This is a genomic window from Bacillus sp. FSL R12-0074, assembly GCF_038005725.1.
GTDB lineage: Bacteria > Bacillota > Bacilli > Bacillales > Bacillaceae_G > Bacillus_A > Bacillus_A mycoides.
This window is the reverse complement of record NZ_JBBOTR010000001.1, coordinates 5,130,967-5,154,429: the sequence shown is the minus strand read 5'-3', so window position 1 is coordinate 5,154,429 and position 23,463 is coordinate 5,130,967. Positions and strand designations below refer to the sequence as shown.

23 protein-coding genes are annotated in these 23,463 nt (G+C 38.4%); 22 read left to right on the top strand and 1 reads right to left on the bottom strand.

Going from position 1 to position 23,463, the window contains the following annotated elements:
• The first annotated feature begins 37 nt into the window (after positions 1-37).
• On the top strand, positions 38-691 hold the full coding sequence (locus NSS97_RS26870) for a DUF975 family protein (protein WP_002166408.1): 654 nt from the start codon (positions 38-40) through the stop codon (positions 689-691).
• Positions 692-708: 17 nt separating this feature from the next.
• Here NSS97_RS26870 and NSS97_RS26865 read toward each other — a convergent pair whose 3' ends face one another.
• Positions 709-3,438, bottom strand: a complete 2,730-nt coding sequence (locus NSS97_RS26865) for a putative bifunctional diguanylate cyclase/phosphodiesterase (protein WP_341114496.1) — start codon at positions 3,436-3,438, stop codon at positions 709-711.
• 306 nt (positions 3,439-3,744) lie between these two features.
• On the opposite strand from NSS97_RS26865, the gene nuoA reads away from it, so the two are divergent.
• From nuoA to spoIIID, 21 genes are all read left to right on the top strand, one after another.
• Positions 3,745-4,113, top strand: coding sequence for an NADH-quinone oxidoreductase subunit NuoA (nuoA, locus tag NSS97_RS26860; RefSeq protein WP_000179270.1), 369 nt, complete (start codon positions 3,745-3,747; stop codon positions 4,111-4,113).
• Complete coding sequence (gene nuoB, locus NSS97_RS26855) at positions 4,104-4,622, top strand: NADH-quinone oxidoreductase subunit NuoB (protein ID WP_002089729.1); 519 nt, start codon at positions 4,104-4,106, stop codon at positions 4,620-4,622. The genes nuoA and nuoB overlap by 10 nt, the downstream gene beginning before the upstream one ends.
• A complete protein-coding gene (locus tag NSS97_RS26850; protein ID WP_341114494.1) occupies positions 4,619-5,890 on the top strand; it encodes an NADH-quinone oxidoreductase subunit C in 1,272 nt (423 codons plus the stop codon). The genes nuoB and NSS97_RS26850 overlap by 4 nt, the downstream gene beginning before the upstream one ends.
• 3 nt (positions 5,891-5,893) lie before the next feature.
• On the top strand, positions 5,894-6,994 hold the full coding sequence (gene nuoD, locus NSS97_RS26845) for an NADH-quinone oxidoreductase subunit NuoD (RefSeq protein WP_002184539.1): 1,101 nt from the start codon (positions 5,894-5,896) through the stop codon (positions 6,992-6,994).
• The gene (gene nuoH, locus NSS97_RS26840) at positions 6,994-7,995 is read left to right on the top strand and encodes an NADH-quinone oxidoreductase subunit NuoH (protein WP_341114492.1); all 1,002 of its coding nucleotides are present in this window, start codon (positions 6,994-6,996) and stop codon (positions 7,993-7,995) included. Before nuoD ends, nuoH begins: the two co-directional genes overlap by 1 nt.
• A 25-nt stretch (positions 7,996-8,020) precedes the next feature.
• Positions 8,021-8,440, top strand: coding sequence for an NADH-quinone oxidoreductase subunit NuoI (nuoI, locus tag NSS97_RS26835; protein WP_000677191.1), 420 nt, complete (start codon positions 8,021-8,023; stop codon positions 8,438-8,440).
• Positions 8,437-8,961 carry an NADH-quinone oxidoreductase subunit J gene (locus tag NSS97_RS26830; protein WP_001012819.1) on the top strand — a complete coding sequence of 175 codons (525 nt, stop codon included), beginning with the start codon at positions 8,437-8,439 and terminating at the stop codon, positions 8,959-8,961. Before nuoI ends, NSS97_RS26830 begins: the two co-directional genes overlap by 4 nt.
• Positions 8,954-9,268, top strand: coding sequence for an NADH-quinone oxidoreductase subunit NuoK (gene nuoK / locus NSS97_RS26825; protein ID WP_341114490.1), 315 nt, complete (start codon positions 8,954-8,956; stop codon positions 9,266-9,268). The genes NSS97_RS26830 and nuoK overlap by 8 nt, the downstream gene beginning before the upstream one ends.
• A gap of 29 nt (positions 9,269-9,297) precedes the next feature.
• Entirely contained in the window at positions 9,298-11,160 is a 1,863-nt protein-coding gene (nuoL, locus tag NSS97_RS26820) for an NADH-quinone oxidoreductase subunit L (protein ID WP_107887158.1), read from the top strand.
• Positions 11,157-12,659 (top strand): NADH-quinone oxidoreductase subunit M, encoded by a 1,503-nt coding sequence (locus NSS97_RS26815; RefSeq protein ID WP_002184541.1) that lies wholly within the window; start codon positions 11,157-11,159, stop codon positions 12,657-12,659. The genes nuoL and NSS97_RS26815 overlap by 4 nt, the downstream gene beginning before the upstream one ends.
• Before the next feature lie 7 nt (positions 12,660-12,666).
• Complete coding sequence (gene nuoN / locus NSS97_RS26810; RefSeq protein ID WP_341114686.1) at positions 12,667-14,181, top strand: NADH-quinone oxidoreductase subunit NuoN; 1,515 nt, start codon at positions 12,667-12,669, stop codon at positions 14,179-14,181.
• Between the two features lie 209 nt (positions 14,182-14,390).
• Complete coding sequence (locus NSS97_RS26805; RefSeq protein ID WP_002016201.1) at positions 14,391-14,627, top strand: DUF1146 family protein; 237 nt, start codon at positions 14,391-14,393, stop codon at positions 14,625-14,627.
• Between the two features lie 51 nt (positions 14,628-14,678).
• The gene (locus NSS97_RS26800; protein WP_002184543.1) at positions 14,679-15,383 is read left to right on the top strand and encodes a YwmB family TATA-box binding protein; all 705 of its coding nucleotides are present in this window, start codon (positions 14,679-14,681) and stop codon (positions 15,381-15,383) included.
• A 39-nt stretch (positions 15,384-15,422) separates the two neighbouring features.
• The gene (gene murA / locus NSS97_RS26795; RefSeq protein WP_002068497.1) at positions 15,423-16,727 is read left to right on the top strand and encodes a UDP-N-acetylglucosamine 1-carboxyvinyltransferase; all 1,305 of its coding nucleotides are present in this window, start codon (positions 15,423-15,425) and stop codon (positions 16,725-16,727) included.
• A gap of 515 nt (positions 16,728-17,242) precedes the next feature.
• The gene (gene spoIID / locus NSS97_RS26790; RefSeq protein ID WP_002184544.1) at positions 17,243-18,262 is read left to right on the top strand and encodes a stage II sporulation protein D; all 1,020 of its coding nucleotides are present in this window, start codon (positions 17,243-17,245) and stop codon (positions 18,260-18,262) included.
• Between the two features lie 377 nt (positions 18,263-18,639).
• The gene (locus tag NSS97_RS26785) at positions 18,640-19,647 is read left to right on the top strand and encodes a LytTR family transcriptional regulator DNA-binding domain-containing protein (protein ID WP_002184547.1); all 1,008 of its coding nucleotides are present in this window, start codon (positions 18,640-18,642) and stop codon (positions 19,645-19,647) included.
• Positions 19,648-19,826: 179 nt separating this feature from the next.
• Positions 19,827-20,669, top strand: coding sequence for an ABC transporter ATP-binding protein (locus NSS97_RS26780; protein WP_002184548.1), 843 nt, complete (start codon positions 19,827-19,829; stop codon positions 20,667-20,669).
• Entirely contained in the window at positions 20,669-21,376 is a 708-nt protein-coding gene (locus tag NSS97_RS26775; RefSeq protein WP_002184549.1) for an ABC transporter permease, read from the top strand. The genes NSS97_RS26780 and NSS97_RS26775 overlap by 1 nt, the downstream gene beginning before the upstream one ends.
• 160 nt (positions 21,377-21,536) lie before the next feature.
• The gene (locus tag NSS97_RS26770) at positions 21,537-22,532 is read left to right on the top strand and encodes a M23 family metallopeptidase (protein ID WP_070145572.1); all 996 of its coding nucleotides are present in this window, start codon (positions 21,537-21,539) and stop codon (positions 22,530-22,532) included.
• A 141-nt stretch (positions 22,533-22,673) separates the two neighbouring features.
• Positions 22,674-22,808, top strand: coding sequence for a hypothetical protein (locus NSS97_RS26765; RefSeq protein WP_002016211.1), 135 nt, complete (start codon positions 22,674-22,676; stop codon positions 22,806-22,808).
• Positions 22,809-23,116: 308 nt separating this feature from the next.
• Positions 23,117-23,389 (top strand): sporulation transcriptional regulator SpoIIID, encoded by a 273-nt coding sequence (gene spoIIID, locus NSS97_RS26760; RefSeq protein ID WP_002089714.1) that lies wholly within the window; start codon positions 23,117-23,119, stop codon positions 23,387-23,389.
• The last annotated feature ends 74 nt before the right edge of the window (positions 23,390-23,463 follow it).

Here is a 23,463-nt window from a genome sequence, read left to right as displayed (position 1 = left end):
CTATACTAATAGAATTATTACGTATAGGAGGTTAAGTATGATTAGTGATTTAAAAGGAGAAGCGCTAGATTCACTGGAAGGAAAATGGGGCTTAGCTGTTGGGGCAACATTACTTATTTCGATTCTTACTTCAGCTTTTAGTTTTAGTATTCAGTTCCTTCTCTCTCAGGTTTGGGAGTGGAAAGAAGTGAACAGCTCACTTTCAATAGATGTTATTACAATATTGCTGGTGGGGCCTTTAACGCTAGGGGGTTATTGTTTAGCACTACATATAATTCGTGAAAAGGAAGCGCGTATTGGGCATATATTTAGATGGTTTACAGAAGGAAGTAAGTTTATAAAGTCATTTTTATTATATATAGTAGTAAACATTTATATTTTCTTATGGTGTTTACTATTTATTATTCCAGGCATTATTAAATCATTTTCTTATGCGATGACGTATTTTATTATAAATGATCATCCTGAGTATTCAATAAATCAAGCTATTACAGAAAGTCGTCGTATGATGGCTGGACATAAGATGGAGTATTTTATTTTATGTTTAAGTTTTATTGGCTGGTTTATATTAAGTTGTATTACATTAGGGATTGGATTTTTATGGTTGATTCCATATTTTTATACAACGACAGCAGCTTTTTACGAAGAGATTGCAGAAGAATATTACGAAAAAAGAATTCCGACACTTTAAAAAACACCCAGTGTGAACTATCGGTTCATACTGGGTGTTTTTTGTAGGAATTTTATAAACTGTTTACTTGTTAGAGGTTTACTGAAATAGTAACCTTGCATGTATTTACAGTTGTTTTTTTGCAGAAACTTAAGTTGTTTTTCTGTTTCAATTCCTTCAGCAACGACAGAGAGATTTAAAGTATTTGCAAGGGAAAGGATAGTGGAAACGATGGCTCTTTCTTCAGGCCGATGATCGGCTAGTTGTGTAAATTCTTTTGGTACTTTTAATGTATCGATAGGGAAAATTGATAAATAAGCAAGAGAAGAGTAGCCGGTACCGAAGTCATCAATGGACGTTTGAATACCATATTCTTTTAATTGCTTTAGTCTCGATAATGTTTCTTTTTCATCAATCATCGCAATTCGTTCTGTTAGTTCAAGTGTTACATCTTTCGGGTCAATTTTAACGTCCTTTAGTATTTGTGAAATATTTTCGATTAATTGATTTTGTTGAAATTCTTTCGCTGATAAATTGACACTCATTTTTAAGTTTGTGTATCCAAAACTTTGCCATATTTTTAGTTGACGACAAGACTCTCGTAGCACCCAATGCCCAAGTGGGATGACCTGCGGAGTCTCTTCCACAATTGGAATGAACTCACATGGTGAAATGTCACCTAATAGTGGGTGTTTCCAACGGATTAAAGCTTCGGCACCGATGATTTTATTCGTTGTAATGTCAACTTGTGGTTGATAGACGAGAAAGAATTCTTTATTTACTAAAGCAAGTGGTAAATCTTTTTCAATTCGAGCTTTTCGCTCCATTTTTTTATATAACTCTTTCGTATAAAGTGAGCTACCATTCTTTCCTTTATTTTTGGTTTCGTACATGGCCATATCAGCATGTTGTAAAATAGATAACGGATCTTCGCCTGCTTCTGGGTATATTGCAATCCCGATACTTGGCGAGATTTGTAAATGTTGATTTTCAATTTCGAATGGCTCATTCATAGATAGTACAATCATATCAGCTATTTTTTGTACATCTCTATCTTCTTTATAATCTTCTATAAGAATTGTGAACTCATCCCCAGCTAACCGAGCAAGTTTCATATTTGACGTCGATATTCGTTCTAGTCTTTTTGCTACAGCAATTAAAAGAAGATCTCCTACCCGGTGACCGAGAGTATCGTTAATAACTTTAAAACGGTCTAAATCGAGAAACATAACAGCAAAAGGTCTTTTCGATAGTTTTGCTCGTACAATTGCTTGTTCTAACTGCAGATGAAATGAACGGCGATTTGCAAGTTCCGTTAAAGTATCATGATATGCTAGGAAATTAATTTGCTCTTGTTGCTGCTTGCTTTCTGTAATATCTTTAATCATTAAATAGGCCCCAGAAATATGTTCCTTTAAAAAGATGGGAACAGCTGTAACATGTAAGTAGTAAATATCTCTATTTTTATGATATGCCCGTATTTCTAAAGAAATAGATTTCCCTTTTTTCACGTGATGAAAGGCAGTAATGATTTCTTCTAAATCTTCTTCATACATAAGTGAATAGTATGGTTGGTTTAATAATTCATTCGTTTGATAACCGAGTAAAGTAGTTCCAGCGTTGTTCACATTGAGAAAATTACCGTACAAATCTAATGTGAAAATTGGATCTGGATGATGCTCGTATAAAGATTTAAACATTTGTTGGTTATGATATAACTCATTTTTTTGTTCTACTAAATCTTCTGTACGTAGTTCGATTTGTTTCTCGAGTTCTAAGCTGAATCGCATTTGTGCTAGCAATAATATTTTATTTTGTCTTCGAACTAACGTATGGCGTATGAGAACGAAGGCGAAAGTTACCATAAGTCCAATTACTACGATAGGTGCAAAAACATATTCGACCAATATAAAAACAATAAGCATCACGACAGAAATATACGGTAATGATAATCGGATTGATTCACCAAATTGAGGCGTTAGTAATATTTGTTCTTGTTTTTCGGGCTCTTTTGTGTGAAGTATACAAGCGATTGCTACCAATAATAAGGTTACTTGATAGAATGGAGCAACTGTGAACATAGAGTGCTCAGGCTGGAAGTATTTTATATAAGCATAAATAGAATCCGTAGTAGCATACAAAATTAAAGCACTGCCAAGAAGAGCACCAACTTGCTTTGGTAGTAAGGATAATGGTCTGAATAAAAGGTTGATTCCTATTAAAAGAAAGAGTAGATCAGCCATTGGATACGTGAGTTGAACAAACATGTCGATATATGATGTTGTAAAAATATGAATGGTTCTTTCAATAAGTAAATAGTAGCTTAAAGTAAATTGAGCAGTAACAATAATACAAATATCACATATCGTAAAAAGCTGTTCCAATAAATCTCGGCCATAAATAATTTCATATAGAAAGGCAAATGCAAAGCTAATTAAAAATAATAAGTAAAAAAAGTCTGATGGATCAACGAATGTATAGTAGTCATGCAGAATTAAGCGTTGATAAGCAACTACTATATCGCCGATGAAATAAGAGAAGGATCCGATAGTTAATGTTATCCAAAACAAACGAGATAACCCTTGTTTTATATTTGAAAAATAAAATATATAACTGCAAATTGTAATATCAATTAATATGGTACTTATTCCAGTTAATATTTGAAATGGGAGTGCGTACTCATATAAAAAGGACATTGATACGTAATGAATAGCTATATACAACAATGAAATGCTTATAAGAATACTTACATGTGTTTGTTTTTTCATTTATATCACCCACTGTATATACATAAGAACCATCTTTTTTTAGTTTATGTTTTTTATGATTGCTTGAAAACATATAGAATTTCTATATTTATTTTACACATTTATAATGAGTTGTAAAAATAGATTTGCTCAGCAAGTATTAATTGTTGTTTCTGTTCCCAATATATCGACATAAGAATTTGAAGTTTGCTATAATGAATTAAATAGTTGCATTATTTAGAAAAATTTAAAAATAATAAATAATGCAAGTAAGACATATTGTTTACTATGTGAACTTGTTCTTAATTCAGGGGGGAGGGTTTCACAATGGCAAGTGTATATGAAAATAGTTATATGATCGTTTTGATTTTCTTGCTATTAGGTATATTGCTGCCGGTAGTGGCTCTTACATTAGGGAAAATGCTGCGTCCAAACAAACCGAGTGCAGCGAAAGCGACGACGTATGAGAGTGGAATTGAGCCTTTTCATGATGCAAATATTCGGTTTCATGCTCGTTATTACATTTTCGCTTTATTGTTCGTCATCTTTGATGTAGAAACTTTATTTTTATACCCATGGGCTGTTGCATATGACAAGCTTGGTTTATTTGCACTGATTGAAATGCTCATTTTTGTTGTGATGTTGCTAGTTGGATTAGCGTATGCTTGGAAAAAGAAGGTGTTACAATGGTTATAAATTTTGAGGAATTACACCCACAGGAGCGAGCGGAATTAGAAAGGAATATCTTTTTTTCTACATTGGAACAGTTGAAGGGATGGGCGCGGAGCAACTCTTTATGGCCGATGACATTTGGACTGGCATGCTGTGCGATTGAAATGATGGGAGTAGGCTCATCACATTACGATTTAGATCGATTTGGGTCATTTTTTCGGACTTCACCAAGACAATCGGACGTCATGATTGTGTCAGGAACGGTAACGAAGAAAATGGCACCTATTGTTCGGCGCCTATATGATCAAATGCCTGAACCGAAGTGGGTAATTGCGATGGGATCTTGTGCAACGGCCGGTGGTCCGTATGTGAATTCGTATGCTGTTGTGAAAGGTGTAGATCAAATTGTACCAGTTGATGTGTATATTCCTGGATGCCCTCCAAATCCTGCTGCTTTAATTTATGGAATTAATAAATTAAAAGAAAAAATTCGTTACGAGGCGAGGACCGGGAAGCAGGTGACGAATAAATGAGTGATCCAAATAAAGACTTAGAAAGCATGAAAAGAGAAGCAGCCCGTCATGCGAAAGAGGAAGCGCGAAAACGTCTTGCTGCGAAACATGAGGCGGAAATGTCTAAACTTGAAGGAGAACATCGAGAAAAAGAGAAAGCGCTACCAAAAGATAAGGGGATTAATGTAGAAGAAGCGAAACGGCTTGCCGCAGCAGCTGCAAAAGCGAAAGCGGCGGCACTAGCGAAGCAAAAGCGAGAAGGGTCAGAAGAGGTAACGGACGAAAAAAAAGCGAAAGCAGCGGCACTAGCGAAGCAAAAGCGAGAAGGGTCAGAAGAAGTAACGGACGAGGAAAAAGTTAAAGCAGCGGCACTAGCGAAGCAAAAGCGAGAAGGAAGCGAAGAAGTAACGGACGAAGAAAAAGTCAAAGCGAAGGCGAAAGCCGCAGCAGCTGCAAAAGCAAAAGCAAAAGCAAAAGCAGCGGCACTAGCGAAGCAAAAGCGAGAAGGAACAGAAGAAGTAACGGACGAAGAAAAAGCAAAAGCGAAAGCAGCGGCACTAGCGAAGCAAAAGCGAGAAGGAATAGAAGAAGTAACGGACGAAGAAAAAGCAAAAGCGAAGGCAAAGGCTGTAGCAGCTGCAAAAGCAAAAGTAGCTGCATTAGCGAAGCAGAAAGCCTCGCAAGGTGATGGGGATTCTGGAGATGAGAAAGCAAAGGCAATTGCAGCCGCAAAAGCGAAAGCCGCTGCAGCGGCAAGGGCAAAGGGAGCTGTAAATGAGATAGAAGATGAACCGCAGCAGGAAGAGCCATCAGTTAACCAACCATATTTAAATCAATATGTGGAGGCTGTTAAGGAGAAGATAGGGGAATATGCATTAGTAGATTCCTATATTAATAAGCTGTCAAAAGATGTTCCAACTCTTGTGGCGGATCCTTCAAGATATTATGAAGTGATGGAATTGCTACGATTCCATGAGGGACTTGCTTTTGATTATATGTCAGAGCTACATGCGACAGATTTTGTGACACATATGGAAGTGTATGTTCATTTATTTTCATATGGAAAGAAACAGTCAGTAGCAGTGAAGGTAAAGCTAGATAGGGAAGCACCGCAAGTAGAATCGGTGACGCCGCTTTGGAAAGGGGCAGATTGGCCGGAGCGTGAAGCGTATGATTTGCTTGGTATTGTGTTTAAAGGTCATCCTAATTTATCTCGCATTTTAATGCCGGATGATTGGGTAGGGTATCCGCTTAGGAAAGATTATGAACCGTATGATGTGGAGGTGTAGCTTGTGATCCGTACGGAAGAGATGCTCTTAAATGTAGGACCGCAGCACCCGAGTACACATGGTGTGTTTCGGCTTGTAATTAAGATTGACGGGGAAATTATTAAAGAGGCTACACCGGTTATCGGGTATTTGCATCGCGGAACAGAAAAGATCGCTGAGAGCTTGCAATATACGCAAATTATCCCGTATACAGATCGAATGGACTATTTATCAGCGATGACGAATAATTACGTCATTTGCCACGCTGTAGAGACGATGATGGATCTTGAGATTCCGGAGCGTGCTGAATATTTACGGGTGCTTGCGATGGAGCTTGGGAGAGTTGCGAGTCATCTCGTCTGGTGGGGAACGAACTTGCTTGATATAGGAGCGGTTAGTCCATTTTTATACGCATTTCGTGAACGAGAGATGATTATAAATTTATTAAATGAATTGTGCGGTGCAAGGCTTACTTTCAACTATATGAGAGTCGGTGGCGTGAAGTGGGATGCACCAGACGGCTGGATTGAAAAGGTGAAAGAGTTTGTTCCGTATATGAGAGAGCAGTTGGAAGGTTATCACGACCTTGTTAGCGGAAATGAAATTTTCTTAAATCGTGTGAAAGGCGTTGGTGTATATAGCGCGGAAGAGGCGATCTCGTATTCTTTAAGCGGCGCAAATTTGCGGTGCACGGGAGTAAACTTTGATCTTCGCAAAGATGAACCGTATTCTATTTATGATCGTTTTGAATTTGATGTTCCTGTTGGGAGCACGGGAGATGCTTGGGACCGCTACGTTTGCCGGATGAAGGAAATTGAGGAGTCATTAAAAATTATTGAGCAAGCAGCCCAGCAGTTCCCGAAAGACGGCGCTGTGCTGGCGAAAGTGCCGAAAATTATTAAAGCACCTAAAGGAGAAGCGTTCGTCCGTATAGAGTCACCGCGGGGAGAGATTGGCTGTTATATTGCTAGTGATGGAAAGAAAGAGCCGTACCGCTTGAAATTTCGCAGACCGTCTTTTTATAATTTGCAAATCTTACCGAAGTTATTGAAAGGTGAAAACATCGCCAATTTAATTACGATTTTAGGTGGGGTTGATATTGTACTTGGGGAGGTTGACGGCTAATGATTGAGACGCTCTTACAATCACCTTCAAGCTGGACGAATTTCTTCATTTTTTTCGGATTAGCGGTGCTTCTATTATTTGCAGTCCTTGGCTTCGTTACATACGGTATTTTGGCAGAACGGAAAGTGATGGGATTTATGCAAGGGCGGATTGGACCAAACCAAGTTGGGGGCCGGTTCGGTTTACTCCAAACGGTAGCTGATGTTTTGAAATTATTATTAAAAGAAGATAGTATTCCGAAAGCTGCAGATAAACCGTTGTTTATATTAGCGCCTGTTATTGCATTCGCACCAGCATTTATGGTGCTTGCGGTTATCCCGTTTACTGATAAATTTCAGTTCGCGGATATTGGCGTAGGGTTACTGTATTACATTGCTGTCTCTGGGATTACGACGATCGGAGTTGTAACTGGGGGATGGGCATCAAATAATAAATATTCCCTTTTAGGAGGGATGCGTGCGGCAGCGCAAATGATTTCTTATGAGATTCCACTTGTGATGAGTGTAATTGGCGTCGTTTTGTTAGCTGGTAGTCTTAACTTGAATGAAATTGTAGCGGCGCAGGAAAAGGTATGGTACATTTTCGTACAGCCAATCGGTTTCGTCATTTTCTTAATCGCGGCAGTTGCAGAGTTAAATAGGACACCGTTTGATTTACCCGAAGCGGAGTCAGAACTTGTTTCAGGATACCATACGGAATACTCAGGTTTTCGCTGGGCGTTTTTCATGCTTTCAGAGTATGTGTATTTCTTCGGGATGTCATCTTTAATTACAGTACTCTTTTTAGGAGGCTGGAATCCAGTTATGTTCCTTGGGTTTATTCCAGGAGCCGTATGGTTTGCTTTGAAATTCAGCAGTGTGGTCTTTCTATTGATTTGGTTCCGCGTTACGTTCCCGCGCATAAGAGGTGACCAGTTAATGGAGTTTGGTTGGAAAGTATTATTACCAATCGCACTTGCAAATATTTTCTTAACGGCATTGATTAAGGAGCTATTCTTCTAATCTATAAAGGGGGTGCCAGTAAGAGATGAAAGGACTATTTAAAGGGTTAAAATATACGCTTAGTAATTTGAGTAAGAAAAAGGTGACGTATGATTATCCAAATCAACCGTTGCCATTACCAGACCGATTTCGAGGTATTCAAAAGTTTTATCCAGAGAAATGTATTGTTTGTAATCAGTGTTCCAACATTTGTCCGACAGATTGCATTCAATTAACAGGAAAAAAACATCCTGATCCTACGAAAAAAGGGAAAATTATCGACACGTATGATATTAATTTTGAAATTTGTATTCTTTGCGATTTATGTACAGAAGTTTGCCCGACAGAGGCGATTGTAATGACAAATAACTTTGAACTTGCAGAGTATTCACGTGATGATTTATTTAAAAATTTGCAGTGGCTTGACGAGAACGACGAGAACGTCAGGAAGGAGAATAAAGCATGAACGGCGAGTTTGTAGCTTTCTTTATATTATCCTTGTCTGCGATTATCGGCGGTGTTCTTATGCTGAATTTAACGAAAGTAATGCATATGATGCTGGCCCTTGTGCTTACGTTCCTTAGCATTGCGGGTTTGTACTTTCTCTTATCAGCCGAATTTATCGGAGTGGCACAAATTTTACTTTACTCTGGTGCAATCACTATTATTATGATTTTTGGCATTATGTTAACGAAACATAACGCGGAAAATGAATCGCGCCTTACTCTTCGAAAATGGATTATCTTCTTTGCGGTTGTAGCATTTGGAGCAGTTATGTATTTCGCTGTTAATAGTATCGATTTTTCAAATCAAAGCACACAAGGAAGTTTACCTCTCCATGAAAATAACACACTTCAAATCGGTACACTTCTCTATTCAAAATATATTATTCCATTCGAATTAACCTCAGTTATTTTACTTGTAGCACTTGTAGGAGCGATTATCCTTGCGAAGAAGGATGAGGGAGAGGAGGATTCCCATGAGTAGCGTTCCGGCTTCTGCGTATTTAACACTTGCGATTATTTTGTTTTGCATCGGCTTATTTGGAGCTTTAACAAAGCGAAATACAGTAATTGTACTAGTTTGTATCGAATTGATGTTAAACGCCGCCAATTTAAATCTAGTAGCGTTTAGTAAATTAGGCTTGTTTCCGAATTTAACAGGACAAATTTTTTCGCTGTTTACGATGTCTGTAGCGGCAGCGGAGGCAGCGGTAGGTCTTGTAATTTTGATTGCTTTGTACCGTAATCGCCCGACAGTTCATGTAGATGAGATGGATACGCTCAAAGGATAGCATTGTGACCGAAAAGGGGGAAGGAAACAATGATCGATTATGCATGGCTCATACCGCTTTTCCCGCTTGTTTCGTTTTTGTTACTTATTGTGTTCGGGAAGAAAATTAGAGAGGGAAGTAGTGTACTAGGTATTTTCTTTACCTTTCTCTCCTTTATATCCGCGGTAGTGGTACTAATAGAACGATTTTCATCCGAGGCAGTGAAGCATAAGTGGGTATGGCTTAGGGTAGGAGATATAGATATATCATTTGGTTTTGAAGTTACCGCATTAGGGGCTTTAATGTTGTTTATCGTTACACTTGTGAGTTTTCTTGTACATGTGTACTCAAAAGGTTATATGAAAGGTGACACCAGATTACCAACCTTTTATGCATATTTAGGGCTCTTTACCTTTGCGATGCTTGGGCTAGTTATATCGACGAATTTATTACAGCTTTATATATTTTGGGAGTTAGTCGGCCTTGGTTCGTTTTTACTTATCGGTTTTTATTTCTTTAAAGAAGAAGCGAAGGCTGCTGCGAAAAAGGCTTTTATTATGACACGCATTGGGGATGTTGGGCTATTTACTGGGATGATATTAATTTTTTGGCACGCAGGTAGTTTTGAATATGACGCGATTTTTAAAGCGATTCATACGGGCGACCTCTCTCCTTCTATGATTACAATAACGGCGATATTAATTTTTATCGGTGCGATGGGGAAATCGGGTCAGTTCCCGCTTCATACATGGTTGCCAGATGCAATGGAAGGACCGACGCCTGTTTCGGCGCTTATTCACGCGGCAACGATGGTTGCAGCCGGTGTATATTTAGTAGCGACGATGTTCCCGCTATTTTCAGCAAGTGCGGTAGCGATGCAAACTGTGGCAATCGTTGGGGCTTTCACCGCAATCTTTGCGGCCTCTATCGGTCTAGTGCAAACTGATATTAAGAGGGTTCTTGCTTACTCTACAGTTAGTCAGCTCGGGTATATGATGCTTGCGCTAGGCTCGGCTGGTTATGTAGCTGGTATCTTTCACTTAACGACACACGCCTTTTTTAAAGCATTATTGTTCCTGGCAGCAGGAAGTGTAATTCATGCAGTCCATACGCAAAACATTAATAAAATGGGCGGTTTACAGAAAAAGATGAAAGTAACCGGTGCACTATTTTTAATAGGCACACTTGCAATTAGTGGTGTTCCCCTTCTTTCCGGATTTTTTAGTAAAGATGAAATTTTAGCGGCGGCTTGGATGAATGGCAATTACTTTCTATTCGTTTTAGCAGTAATTGCGGCATTTCTAACAGCATTTTATATGTTCCGTCTATATTTTCTTGTCTTTACGGGGGAAACGAAGACGAAGGAAGAGGTGCATGAATCGCCTCGCACCATGACGTATCCGATGATTGTCCTTGGTGTCCTTGCGGTAGTGGCAGGTTATATAAATACACCGTGGTTCGGAACGTTTCTTGGGGATTGGCTTACGAAAGATATAGGATTCCAGGTGAAGGAAGTGCATGGACCTGTTTGGATTATGGTTGTTGCGACGCTCGTTTCATTTGCGGGAATTGCCCTCGCATATTTCATATATGGCAAGAAATCTATCTCTAGAGATTGGGTCGGTGGAGAAGGGACGTCTCTTTATAACCTTTTGAAAGAAAAATATTATGTGGATGAACTATACAATGCGACGGTGCTTCCTATTACGAAAGGAATCGCTCATGTGCTTCGCTTATTTGAAGTATACGTTGTAGAAGGAATCGCAGTTTTAATTGCTGGACTCGTTAAAGGTATGAGTGGACTAGGATCACGGCTTCAAAACGGGAATGTACAAGTGTATGGAACTGTAACAGCAGTTTCGCTCGCAGTGCTCCTAATTATTTTGTTATATACGGGAGGGGATTTACGGTGAATGGATTGCTATTAACGTTCTTCATTTTTTCCCCGCTTTTAGGAATTCTCTTGCTTTTATTAACGCCGAAACGAGAATCGCGTACAGTGCAGGCGCTTGGTTTATTCGGAACGGCGCTTCCATTTGGAATTGCTATCGTCCTTGCTTGTACATACGCTTCAGGAAAGAGCTTATCGATATTTGATGAAAAAGTGAAATGGATTAAATTTGGGGATTTCACAGCAGTGGACAAAAGGTGGTTTTCAATTTATTACGAGCTCGGCATTGATGGTTTATCGCTTGTAATGATGTTGCTCACAGCCCTTCTAGCGATGCTTGCAGCTATTGCGGCATTTTCTATTAAAAGAAATTTGAAAGCATTCTACATGCTGTTACTCATGTTAGAAATAGGTATGCTCGGTGTCTTTGCTGCTCAAAATTTAATGTTGTTCTTCATGTTCTTTGAGATTACGTTGCCACCAATGTTTTTATTAATTGGCAAGTGGGGGAAATTGTCGAGTGAAAAGGCTGCATATAGTTATTTAATATATAACGGTATTGGATCAGCTATTTTACTTATCGTTTTCTCGGTTTTATTTGCGAAAACAGGTACAACAAATATTGCGGAGCTTAAAGAAATATTAACGAGTGTAGGTGCTGGGGGAGGAATGGCCGTCTCAAGTAGCGTACAGTTCGACTTGTTTCTTGCCATAATGATTGCTTTTGCGATTAAACTCCCTGTTTTCCCTTTGCATCGCTGGATGGTCAATGTACACATAGAAGCGCATCCTGCTGTAGTTATGCTTCATGCGGGGGTTTTGCTGAAGATTGGCGCGTACGGTATTGTTCGCTTCGGGAAAGGATTATTCCCAGAATATTTTCGTGATTTTGCAACGCTAATTGCGATTTTAGGGGTAATTAATTTATTGTATGGGGCCTTTCTAGCACTCATCCAAACGGACTTTAGAAAGGTACTTGCTTACTCTAGTATTTCGCATATGGGCATTGTATTAATGGGGCTTGCGGCGTTAAATGCACCAGGTACACAAGGGGCATTGTTCCAAGTTGTGTCTCACGGTTTAATTGCGGCCTTACTCTTCTTCTTGCTTGGCATTATTGAAGAGCGTTTCGGGACTTCGGATATTACAGCACTTGGTGGACTTGCAAAAAGTGTTCCGGTGCTTAGCGGTTTCTTCCTAGCGGGCGGTATGGCATCGCTTGGAATGCCAGGGATGTCCGGATTTATTAGCGAATTCCTTGCCTTTCTCGGTTTATTCCAAGGGAAACCTGTTATCGCCGCCGTCGGTGTAATTGGAATTATTTTAACCGCTGTATACGTATTAAGAGCGACACTTCAAGTGATATTTGGTAAGAAAGAATGGGAAGCGAAATTTGATATACACGGATGGGAGTACGTTCCTGTTATAGTGCTTATCGTTTGTATTATTGCAATTGGGGTAATGCCAGAACTACTAGGGGATCCACTTCAAACTACATTGAAAACATTGGGGGTGAAGTAGGATGGATATGAACACGTTACTTAGCTTATCATGGCATCTCATGGTACCAGAATTCATTATTCTCGGGGCAGCCATCCTTCTTTCCATATGTGATTTGTTTTTTAAGCTGAACCATAGGTACGTTGCGATTGGTGCAATTGCCGCTGCCTTGTTAGCGATAGTGTCATTAATGACGCTATATAGCGAACCGGCAGGAGATATTTTAAATGGATCGTTTGTACTAGATGGATTTTCAAAAGGATTTAAAACGTTGTTATTAGGCGGAGCAGCTCTCGTTTTATGTATGGCAATAAGCGATGACAAGAAGGAGCCTATTCAAGATAAAGGAGAATATTATTATTTGTTTTTAATGGCGCTTCTTGGAGCGATGTTCATGGCTTCTAGCGTTGATTTCATAACATTGTTCGTTGGTTTAGAGTTGCTTTCGCTCTCTTCCTATATTTTAGTAGGAATCCGAAAAAGAAACCGTGCATCGAATGAGGCTGCAATGAAATATGTCATTAACGGAGGAATTGGAACAGCAATTACACTCTTTGGAATGAGTTATTTATACGGTATTACAGGGTCGACCAACATAGTGGAAATGCAAAAGGTATTTACGCAAGGATTGGCTGGGAGCATTCAGTTATTGTTAGCTCTCGCATTTCTACTTTTTCTCGTTGGACTCTCATTCAAAATTGCAACAGTGCCATTTCATATGTGGGCACCAGATGTGTATGAGGGAGCGGCTACACCTGTCACTGCTTTTCTCGGAACGATTTCTAAAATTGCTGGTTTTCTACTCATTACGCGTTTGTTTCTTATGGTGTTTGCAGGTGTGGCAATCCAAGGAGACGCACAATCTTTGTACGGGCGTATGAGTATATACATTGCGGTACTAGCTAGTATTACGATGATTGTTGGGAACGTAGTAGCATTAAAGCAATACAACGTAAAACGTCTATTTGCCTATTCAGGTATCGCGCATGCTGGGTATTTGCTAGTCCCTCTTGTAGCGCTATCACAGTTTACGATGGATAGTATGTGGTTTTATATGCTTGCATATATGCTTATGAATATAGGAGCATTTGCAATCATCCACGGATTAATCTTACAAAATGATAAGGAAAACATGACGATTTTTACAGGGTTATATAAGCGATCCCCCTTTACAGCTATAGTGATGACGGTCTTTATTTTATCGTTAGCTGGAATACCGGGGACAGCAGGTTTCATCGGGAAAATTAACATTTTTTTAGGGGCACTTCATGTTGAACCTGCTCATTACGTATTAGCTTCTATTATGATGGGGACGACGGTTATTTCATTCATATATTATTTCCAAATATTACAGCAAATGTTTTTCCGCAAGGGAGAGACAGAAGAAAAGCTCCGATTACCGTTAAATATAAAGATTGTCATGAGTCTTTGCGCAATTTCAATTGTAATACTAGGGATTATACCGATGATTGGTTACAATTTCTTTTATGAACATTTTCCATTAATGAAGGATTTCTTCTTCTTGGGGAACGTGGTACAATAGTGGAAATAAAAGGTGTAGAGTCCGTACTCTACGCTTTTTATTTTGGAGTAACAACAAATGAAAACGTCTATAGGTATATGTTTTCCGAGAGGAAATTACGATGTAAGATGCTTATTTGCGTTTGAAAAAGTGTGGCTCCTACTTATTTATGGTATCGTTTTTTACATTTTGCGTAAGTAGTAGCCAAGCAAAAAAAAGGGGTCGATTTTTTGGCACATCTTTTAGGGCAACAAGCACTGATTGCCATTGTTTCGCATTTATTGTTTATTACCATTACGTGGTGGGCCTTACAAGGTATTCACATTGAGCGCTTAATGAAGTCTGGAAAAGTGATGCAGACGAGAGTATTACTTATCCTAATTACAATTGCAATTGGGACATCTGTAAGTAACTTTTTCCTTGATTATTTAGGCTATTCAAAGAGTTTAACGTATTTAGTAAAGTAAGTGTATAGAACCTCATATCTCCGTTAACAATGGGGATAGGAGGGGATGAAATTGAAGTTTAAAGCCATTCTTATCGTTATCGTAAGTGTTGTTTTATTTTTGGTTGGATATAAAGAGATGAAACCTATAAGCGATGAACAGAAAATGGAGAGCATGATTGCAGCTTTAGAGAAGAACGATGCAAAAGTAGAGCGGTGGTCATGGTTAGCGCGAGAAACGAAAACAATTTCTAATATACATACGTTTCAAAAATTGTTAAACGATGTGAAGGAAGAGGCAAACATCGAAGGTTGGGAATTAGAACAATCTCCAGATGGATATAAGGCTACATCCTATAAAAAATCTTCTTCACATGAAGAACGAATAGTAGTAACTTGGAGTAAGGAAAATACTAAAGAAAACACTTTTATTATTTTTGAAGTGAGCGGGGCGAAATGGGACCCGAAGTACGTTCAGAACATGGATAAAATTTTTAGTGAAAAACCTATAATTTACACTTGTGTTCAAGGTGTACTGAATGATAAGATTGAAGGTGTTTTGCAAAATAAAACCAATCAGGTTTTGAAAGGTCTTTCAGCAAGAGCGATCGAACAGATAGAAGAAAGAGCATTTGTATCAGTCTCCGCATATAATAAAAAGTGGAATGACGCTCTTTCAACAAATAGAGAGAAAATAAATGTGCAAATAGCAATACGTTCTACAAACAACAAAGATACAATTGTGGTTGGCACACCGATCATAACTTCTGAGTATTGAGTGAATAGATACTGAAAAAAGGACACGGAGGGGAATAATTTGGAAAAGATCATCGTCCGTGGCGGAAAGCGGTTAAGCGGCACAGTGCGTGTTGAGGGCGCAAAAAATGCTGTATTACCTATAATCGCTGCAGCCCTATTAGCGAGTGACGGAAAGAATGTACTATCTGAAGTACCAGTATTATCTGATGTATACACAATTAACGAGGTATTACGTCATTTAAATGCTGAAGTCGTATTTGAAAATAACCAAGTAACAATCGATTCTTCTAAAGAATTAAACATTGAAGCACCATTTGAGTATGTACGTAAGATGCGTGCATCTGTTCAAGTAATGGGACCATTATTAGCACGTAACGGTCGTGCTCGTATTGCACTTCCTGGTGGATGTGCAATTGGTTCACGTCCAATTGACCAACATTTAAAAGGCTTCGAAGCAATGGGAGCGAAAGTAAAAGTTGGTAACGGATTTGTTGAGGCACACGTAGAGGGCGAACTAAAAGGAGCTAAAATTTATTTAGACTTCCCAAGCGTAGGCGCGACAGAAAACATTATGTCTGCAGCTACATTAGCAAAAGGGACAACAGTCCTTGAAAACGCAGCGAAAGAGCCAGAAATCGTTGACTTAGCTAACTTCTTAAATGCAATGGGAGCGAAAGTACGCGGAGCTGGAACTGGAACGATTCGTATTGAAGGCGTTGAAAAATTATATGGTGCAAACCACCCTATTATTCCTGACCGTATTGAAGCAGGAACATTCATGGTTGCAGCGGCAATTACAGGTGGAGACATCTTAATTGAAAATGCTGTGCCTGAACATTTACGCTCAATTACAGCGAAAATGGAAGAAATGGGTGTTAAAATTATTGAGGAAAATGAAGGTGTACGTGTTATCGGCCCAGATAAGTTAAAAGCGGTTGATATTAAAACTATGCCTCATCCAGGTTTCCCAACAGACATGCAATCACAAATGATGGCATTATTACTACATGCTGATGGAACAAGTATGATTACAGAAACGGTATTCGAAAACCGCTTTATGCACGTTGAAGAATTCCGTCGTATGAATGCTGATATTAAAATCGAAGGTCGTTCTGTAATTATGAACGGTCCAAGTAGCTTGCAAGGAGCTGAAGTAGGCGCAACTGATTTACGTGCTGCAGCAGCATTAATCTTAGCTGGTTTAGTATCAGAAGGTTATACTCGTGTAACAGAGTTAAAACATCTTGACCGCGGTTATGTAGATTTCCATAAGAAATTAGCTGCATTAGGTGCAACTATTGAACGTGTAAACGAAAAAGTAGAAGAAGTGAAAGAACAAGAAGTTTCTGATCTTCACGCTTAATTGAAGTAGTCTCTATGTCTTTTGACATAGGGGCTATTTTTTTTGGGTTATTACTGTTATAGTCAATAAATTCTATACTTATGCACGTCTCAGTAAAAATATTTAGAAAATTTTCGTTTTACTTCGTTATTTGCGGTCAGTAAAACTCCCGCCTCAAAATTCGGCTGGAGCAAAGAAGTTAGGCGGGAGCCCTGCAGCCCGTAAACGCCCGATTGGTGAAGGCTAATAATCAGTGGGGGATGAACACCCCCCCCCCCACTGATTATAGTTTCACTTTATACCGATACCCCCAAGTATGTTCTAAAAGATCCCGTATTTCCATAAGAATGAAAGGAATCCAACTTTATCCCGCTATTTGCGGTCAATAAAACTCCCACCTCAAAATTCGGCTGAAGCAAAGTAGTTAGGTGTGAGTCGGGCTGCCCTTAAATGCCCGATTGGTTCAACTAATAATCAGTGGGGGATGAACAAAACCCCCCACTGATTAAAGTTTCACTTTATATTGGGGGAATAGGATGAAATTTTCAAAGCCACTTTTCATTACAGTAGCGCTCTTAATAGCGCTCGTTATCATTGTACCTGCTGCTCTTGTTATTCCGTTTGCGAAAGCAAAGGTAGGGGAAGAAGCAGCTTCTAAAACTCCTCCAGCGATAGAAAGTATACCAGCTCCAGGGAAAGTGGATACAGCGGTTCAAGTTGCTGTATACCGTGATCAGCAGAAGAAGGTAGAAACATTACCTATGGAGGAGTATGTGGCCGGTGTAGTAGCTTCTGAGATGAATGCCAGCTTTGAAATAGAGGCGCTAAAGGCGCAGGCATTAGCAGCAAGAACATTTGTAGTGCAGCGTATGCTAAGCGGTGGTAAGAAAAACAATGCGGACGTGACAGATACAGTGAAAGATCAAGTGTACAAAAGCAAAGAGGAATTGAAGAAACAATGGGGTAATAACTACGAAAATAATTTAAAGAAAATTGAGGAAGCCGTTTCGAAAACCGCAGGACAAGTTTTAACGTATGATGGAAAACCAATTTCAGCATCCTTCTTCTCAACGAGTAACGGACGAACAGAAAATGCAGCTGATTATTGGGGAAATGATTATCCATACTTAAAGAGTGTAGATAGTCCGTGGGATCAAGCCTCTCCAAAATTTACGAGTGAGCAAAAATTCACAGTATCTGATTTTCAAAAACGTCTCGGTGTGAAAGTACTAGCAAACGGAAAGGTTGGTAATATTAAAGACCTTACGGAAGGAAAGCGAGTAAAGGATGTAGAGTTCCAAGGGAAAACATTAACAGGAAAACAAGTTCGTGAAAAGTTAGATTTACGCTCCTCAGACTTTACGTGGAAACAAGAAGGGGATAACATCACCGTTACGACGAAAGGATTCGGTCACGGCGTCGGTATGAGCCAGTACGGTGCGAATGGCATGGCAGTGGAAGGTAAGAAATATACAGATATCGTCGCTCATTATTATAAAGGCGTTGAAATAAAGACGATGAATGATTATGAAGGAAAGTTAATGGTGAAAAAATAGAACGCAAAAGAGACCGTCTCAAAAGGTGTTTTGGGACGGTCTTTTCATATTTATAAGTTGCTACTATTGTCGAATCGCTGATAAAACTCGAGTTGTGGTCGATATATTCGAAAAATCACCGATAAAATTTTATCCCGCTATTTGTGGGAGTCGGGCTGCCCGTAAAAGCTCGATTGGTGAAGGCTAATAATCAGTGGGGGATGAACAAAACCCCCACTGATTAAAGTTTCACTTTATTTGTCATCATGCGACATGAAAAAAGAGCTACTCTCATCGATTTTGGGACAGGTCCTTATTTGTTATGGTACTTCATGAAATATCATAATTTTCCATTAAATGTTTGATATAATTAGGGAAAAACATTTGGAGGAGACAGAATGGCGTTATTGGAGTTGAAACAATTAGGGAAGACGAACCAGTTGCCGGCAATTGAACTGGAGGTTGAAAAAGGGCAATGTGTTGTTTTGCAGTGCAATAATCATACAGCTAAAGTGTTGCATCGCATTATTATCGGAGAAGAAGAGGCTTCTTTGGGCAGTGTGCTATTTGAAGGTGAATCGATTGGAAAGAAGATGTATTCACGCATCGGCTTTTGTTTTTTGAAAGATGAAGCATATGACCGTTTAAAGGTGAAGGAGTACTTCAAGTTTTTATTAGGGCTTTATGAATCACATATGAGTATAGAAGAAGTTGTACAATATGTCGGTCTCCTAGATAAGTTAAACGCTAAAATAGAAAAATTGTCATTTTCAGAGAAACGCCGTCTTCATATCGGGCGGATTATGATTCACAATCCGGATTTAGTTATTTTAGAAGAGCCAGAGCAAAATGTAGATACAGAGAGTACGATTATTATTCGAAAAGCGATTATGAAAATGAAAGAGCAAGGAAAGGCAATCTTTATTACGTCCTCCTTTTTATCGGATGCCCTTTCGTTGACAGAAGATGTATACATATTAAACAATGATGGTGTGAAAAAGATAGAAATAGAGCAAGAAGAAGTTGAAGAAGTAGATGAAGAAAAAGTAGTTCAAATGATTCCGCAAATGAAACTGGAAAGAATACCAGCGAAAGTGAACGATAAAATCATTTTACTGGATCCGATGGAGATCCATTTCATTGAAACACAAAATGGAGTGACACATATTCATGTGCGCGAAGGTGACTTCGTATGCGCATTAACATTAAGTGAACTAGAAACGAGATTAACAGGATTCGGATTCTTTAGATGTCATCGCTCGTACCTCGTTAATTTACAAAGAGTACGAGAAGTCATTACGTGGACACGTAATAGTTTTAGTTTAATTTTGGATGACGAAAGAAAAAGTTCAATCCCGCTTTCGAAAGGACGAATGGATGAATTAAAAGGTGTAATTGGACTATAAAAATGCTCCAATAAGCTCAAAGTAGGATTCATTCACCGGTAAAAATACTCCTTTTACCGGTATTTTACTGCGTAACCCCTTTGTTTTTCATATGATTGAGTCAAGAAAAGCGAAACAAACAAACGAAAAGCGCTAAAGCGACTTTCATCTATAAAAAGAAAAACAAAGGGGATGACGAAATGACATTGGCAATTGAAATGAAAGATGTAATGAAAAGTTTCGATGGAAAAACGGCCCTTCGAAATGTAAATATTGAGGTGAAGCAAGGAGAAATCTTCGGATTTCTTGGACCGAGCGGATCTGGGAAAACGACAACAGTGAAAATTTTAACTTCTCAATTGCTTCATAGCGTTGGAACAGTACGAGTATTAGGTAAAGACATTACAGGGCCAAGCAGCATCGATTACAAACGAATCGGTATTTTAACAGACAATAGCGGCTTATATGACAGACTTAGCATTTATGATAACTTACTATTATTTTGTGACTTATACGATTGTAAAAAAGAACGAATTGATGAAGTGTTAGCACAAGTGAACTTATTGGATGATAAAAAAACACAAGTGAAAAAGTTATCAAAAGGAATGAAGCAGCGCGTCATACTAGCGAGAGCAATTCTTCATAAACCAGATATCCTCTTCTTAGATGAACCAACATCTGCACTTGATCCAGTAAACGTACAAAACATTCATAAAATCTTAAAAGACTTAAATAAAGAAGGAACAACGATTTTCTTAACAACGCACAACATGGACGAAGCAGAAACGCTTTGTAACCGCATTGCCTTTCTGTGCGGAGGAGAAATAGTAGCTCTTGATACACCGGAAAACCTTCGCTTGCAATACGCGAAAGATCAAATACAAGTTGTGTTAACAGATAAGAAGAAAGAAATTGTGAAAAAAGATGAATTAGGGGCAAAACGCATTTCAGAATGGATGAAAAAAGGCGAATTACTATCTATTCATTCACACGAGCCAACATTAGGCGATATCTTTATTGAAGTTACTGGGAGGGGACTATAATGACATTTTCAATGAGACGATTTTCAGCAATTTTTCGGAAAGAGGTACAGGATTTTAAAACGAATTCACAAACTTTAATTATGTTGGTAATGCCACTTGTCTTTTCGGTATTATTTAGTCGCTCAGATAATATGAGAGAAGTTGGAGCAAGTACGTTAACTGTGATGGCGTTAGTTATGGTCGGAGGCTTTGTACAGGCGATGCTCATCGCTGAAGAAAAGGAAAAAAATACGCTTCGTGTTCTTATGCTATCACCAGCATCATCTATTGAAGTATTAATTGGTAAAAGTTCATTAACGGGTATGATTACAGTAGCGATCTGTTTTATTAATCTACTTATTTTAGGTAAATTAGAAGGTAATATTGCATTATTATTACTCATCTTTGTTCTTGGAATGCTAATATTTAACCTCATTGGTACTTGTATTGGATTATTAGCTCAAAATGTACCGCAAACATCAACAATTGGATTACCAATATTAATGACATTCCTTTTCGGTGATTTAATTGGAATGTTTGTGAAGAATGAAGTCGTTACAAAAATAGTCGATTATTTGCCAACTCGTCATATCGGTCTTGCAGTTAGCAGTGTTATAAAAGGTGGAGGTTTTAGTGCAATTACTAGTAATTTATTGAACATAACAATTTGGTTAGTTGCAGTATTTGTTATTACACTCTTCATTTATAGAAAGAAACAAATGGACTAAAAACTGAGCTCAAACGCTCAGTTTTTTCTTTTTTCATCATTTCCTCGGAAATTCTGCAATTCTTATACATATTTTTACAGATTTTGTCGAAAAGTAATTAGTTATAGGTTGTATAGGATGAGTGAATATTGTTCAAAATGATTGCTGAGGTGATGATGGAATGCGAGGAAGAAATAGTAAAAAGTCGCGAAAAGTAGTACATTTATTTCAAAAAAGATGGGTGTTTCCGGCACTATACATTGCTTGTGCAGCGGTAATCTTAATGGTTGCGCTATGGTTCCAGGGAGCTAATCCAAAGAAAGCTCCGAACCAAGATCAAGCAACACCGTATACACAAACGGAAGATCCAGCAGTACCGGTAACAAAATCTTCAGAAGTAATGAAAATGCCAGCTGCAGCAAATGCAGAAGTAGTAGTACAGAAGAAATTCTATGAAGATGCAGCATCAGAGGCGGAACAAGAAAAAGCACTTGTCTTTTATAACAACACATATTCCCCGAATAAAGGAATCGACATTGCTGCGAAAAACGGAAAAGAATTTGATGTTACAGCTGCTTTAAGTGGTACAGTAACGAAAGCTGAAAAAGATTCACTTCTTGGTTATGTTGTAACAGTAGATAGTGGAAATGGTGTAGCGGCATATTATCAAAGTTTAGGCAGTGTGAAAGTAGAAAAAGGTGCAAGAGTCGCGCAAGGTGAAGTGTTAGGAAAATCAGGTCTAAATGCAATGAATAAAGAGGTAGGTTCTTACGTTCACTTTGAAGTACGTAAAGACAATGTGGCTGTGAACCCTGAGCGTTACTTAAATAAATCAGTAGCAGAAATTAAAGCTGATGCGGGTGCTGCAAAGGCGACAAATGCTTCTGGTAAAAAAACTGATGACAAATCTCAAAAAGAAGAAAAGTCAACAAGCACGAAACCAGAAAGTAAAACAGAAGATAAGTCTCAAAAAGAAGAGAAATCAACAAGCGGCTCGACGAGTGATAAAGAGACGAATGGCAAACAAGATGAGAAATCTCAAAAAGAAGAAAAATCAACAAGCGGTTCGACTAGTGATAAAGAGACGAACGGCAAACAAGATGACAAATCTCAAAAAGAAGAAAAATCAACGAATGGTTCTACAGAATCATCTAACGGTTCTTCTTCACAAGAATAATAAAGTAAAAAAATCAGTTCTCATTAGGAGAGCTGATTTTTTTATTTTTATATAAAAATAATCAATTTCGAGAAAAAAGTTGCAATAACAAGGAAAAATGACGAGATTCTCGAATATATATTACAAAAGGGAGGGGATACTGTGTCATTTTTATCTGTTCTGTCGATTGCTATCATTTTATTGTTTGTTTTATTCGCCTTATATTATTATATTGCCGGTAAGAAAGAAGTTCCCCACCATCAGTTGTTAGAAGAAGAGTATGAAAGAGAAGAGTGACACCTTTTATAAAGAGGTGTCACTTTTTTTCGCCATAATTGTCATTGTTAACGTATTTCTCACAAAAAACGTAATTTTTCTTAACTTAGTCCGCAAAAATAGTGAACATGTAGCATATATCAGTAGTGCGGGCAATACAATGGTATAAACCAATGCAAAGAGAGTGTTTGAGGTGAGAAATCGTGAATCATTTCATTATAAATCCAAGAATGTTTAACGCTTACAAACAGCACTCACATTTACTTCATAGTCGTATGCAGCGAGTCTCATTTCACACTTCTCACATCCAATTTAGGGAGGCGAGTGGTGTGCACGATTACATCAAAGAGAGAACTATCAAGATTGGCAAGTATATCGTGGAGACAAGAAAGACAGTGCGTGTAATCGCAAAGGAGTTTGGGGTATCAAAGAGTACAGTCCATAAAGATTTAACAGAACGTTTGCCAGAAATTAATCCAGAGCTCGCAAATGAAGTGAAAGAAATTCTTGATTATCATAAGTCTATTCGTCATTTAAGAGGGGGAGAAGCAACAAAGCAGAAGTATAGAAAAGAAGATACTGAAAACCCTGTGCGCCAATAAATCTAAAATAGCAAACATTCCTTGCAAATTCGGTAATATTTTTCAGAAGAATTCTTTTTGCGAATATTACGTTT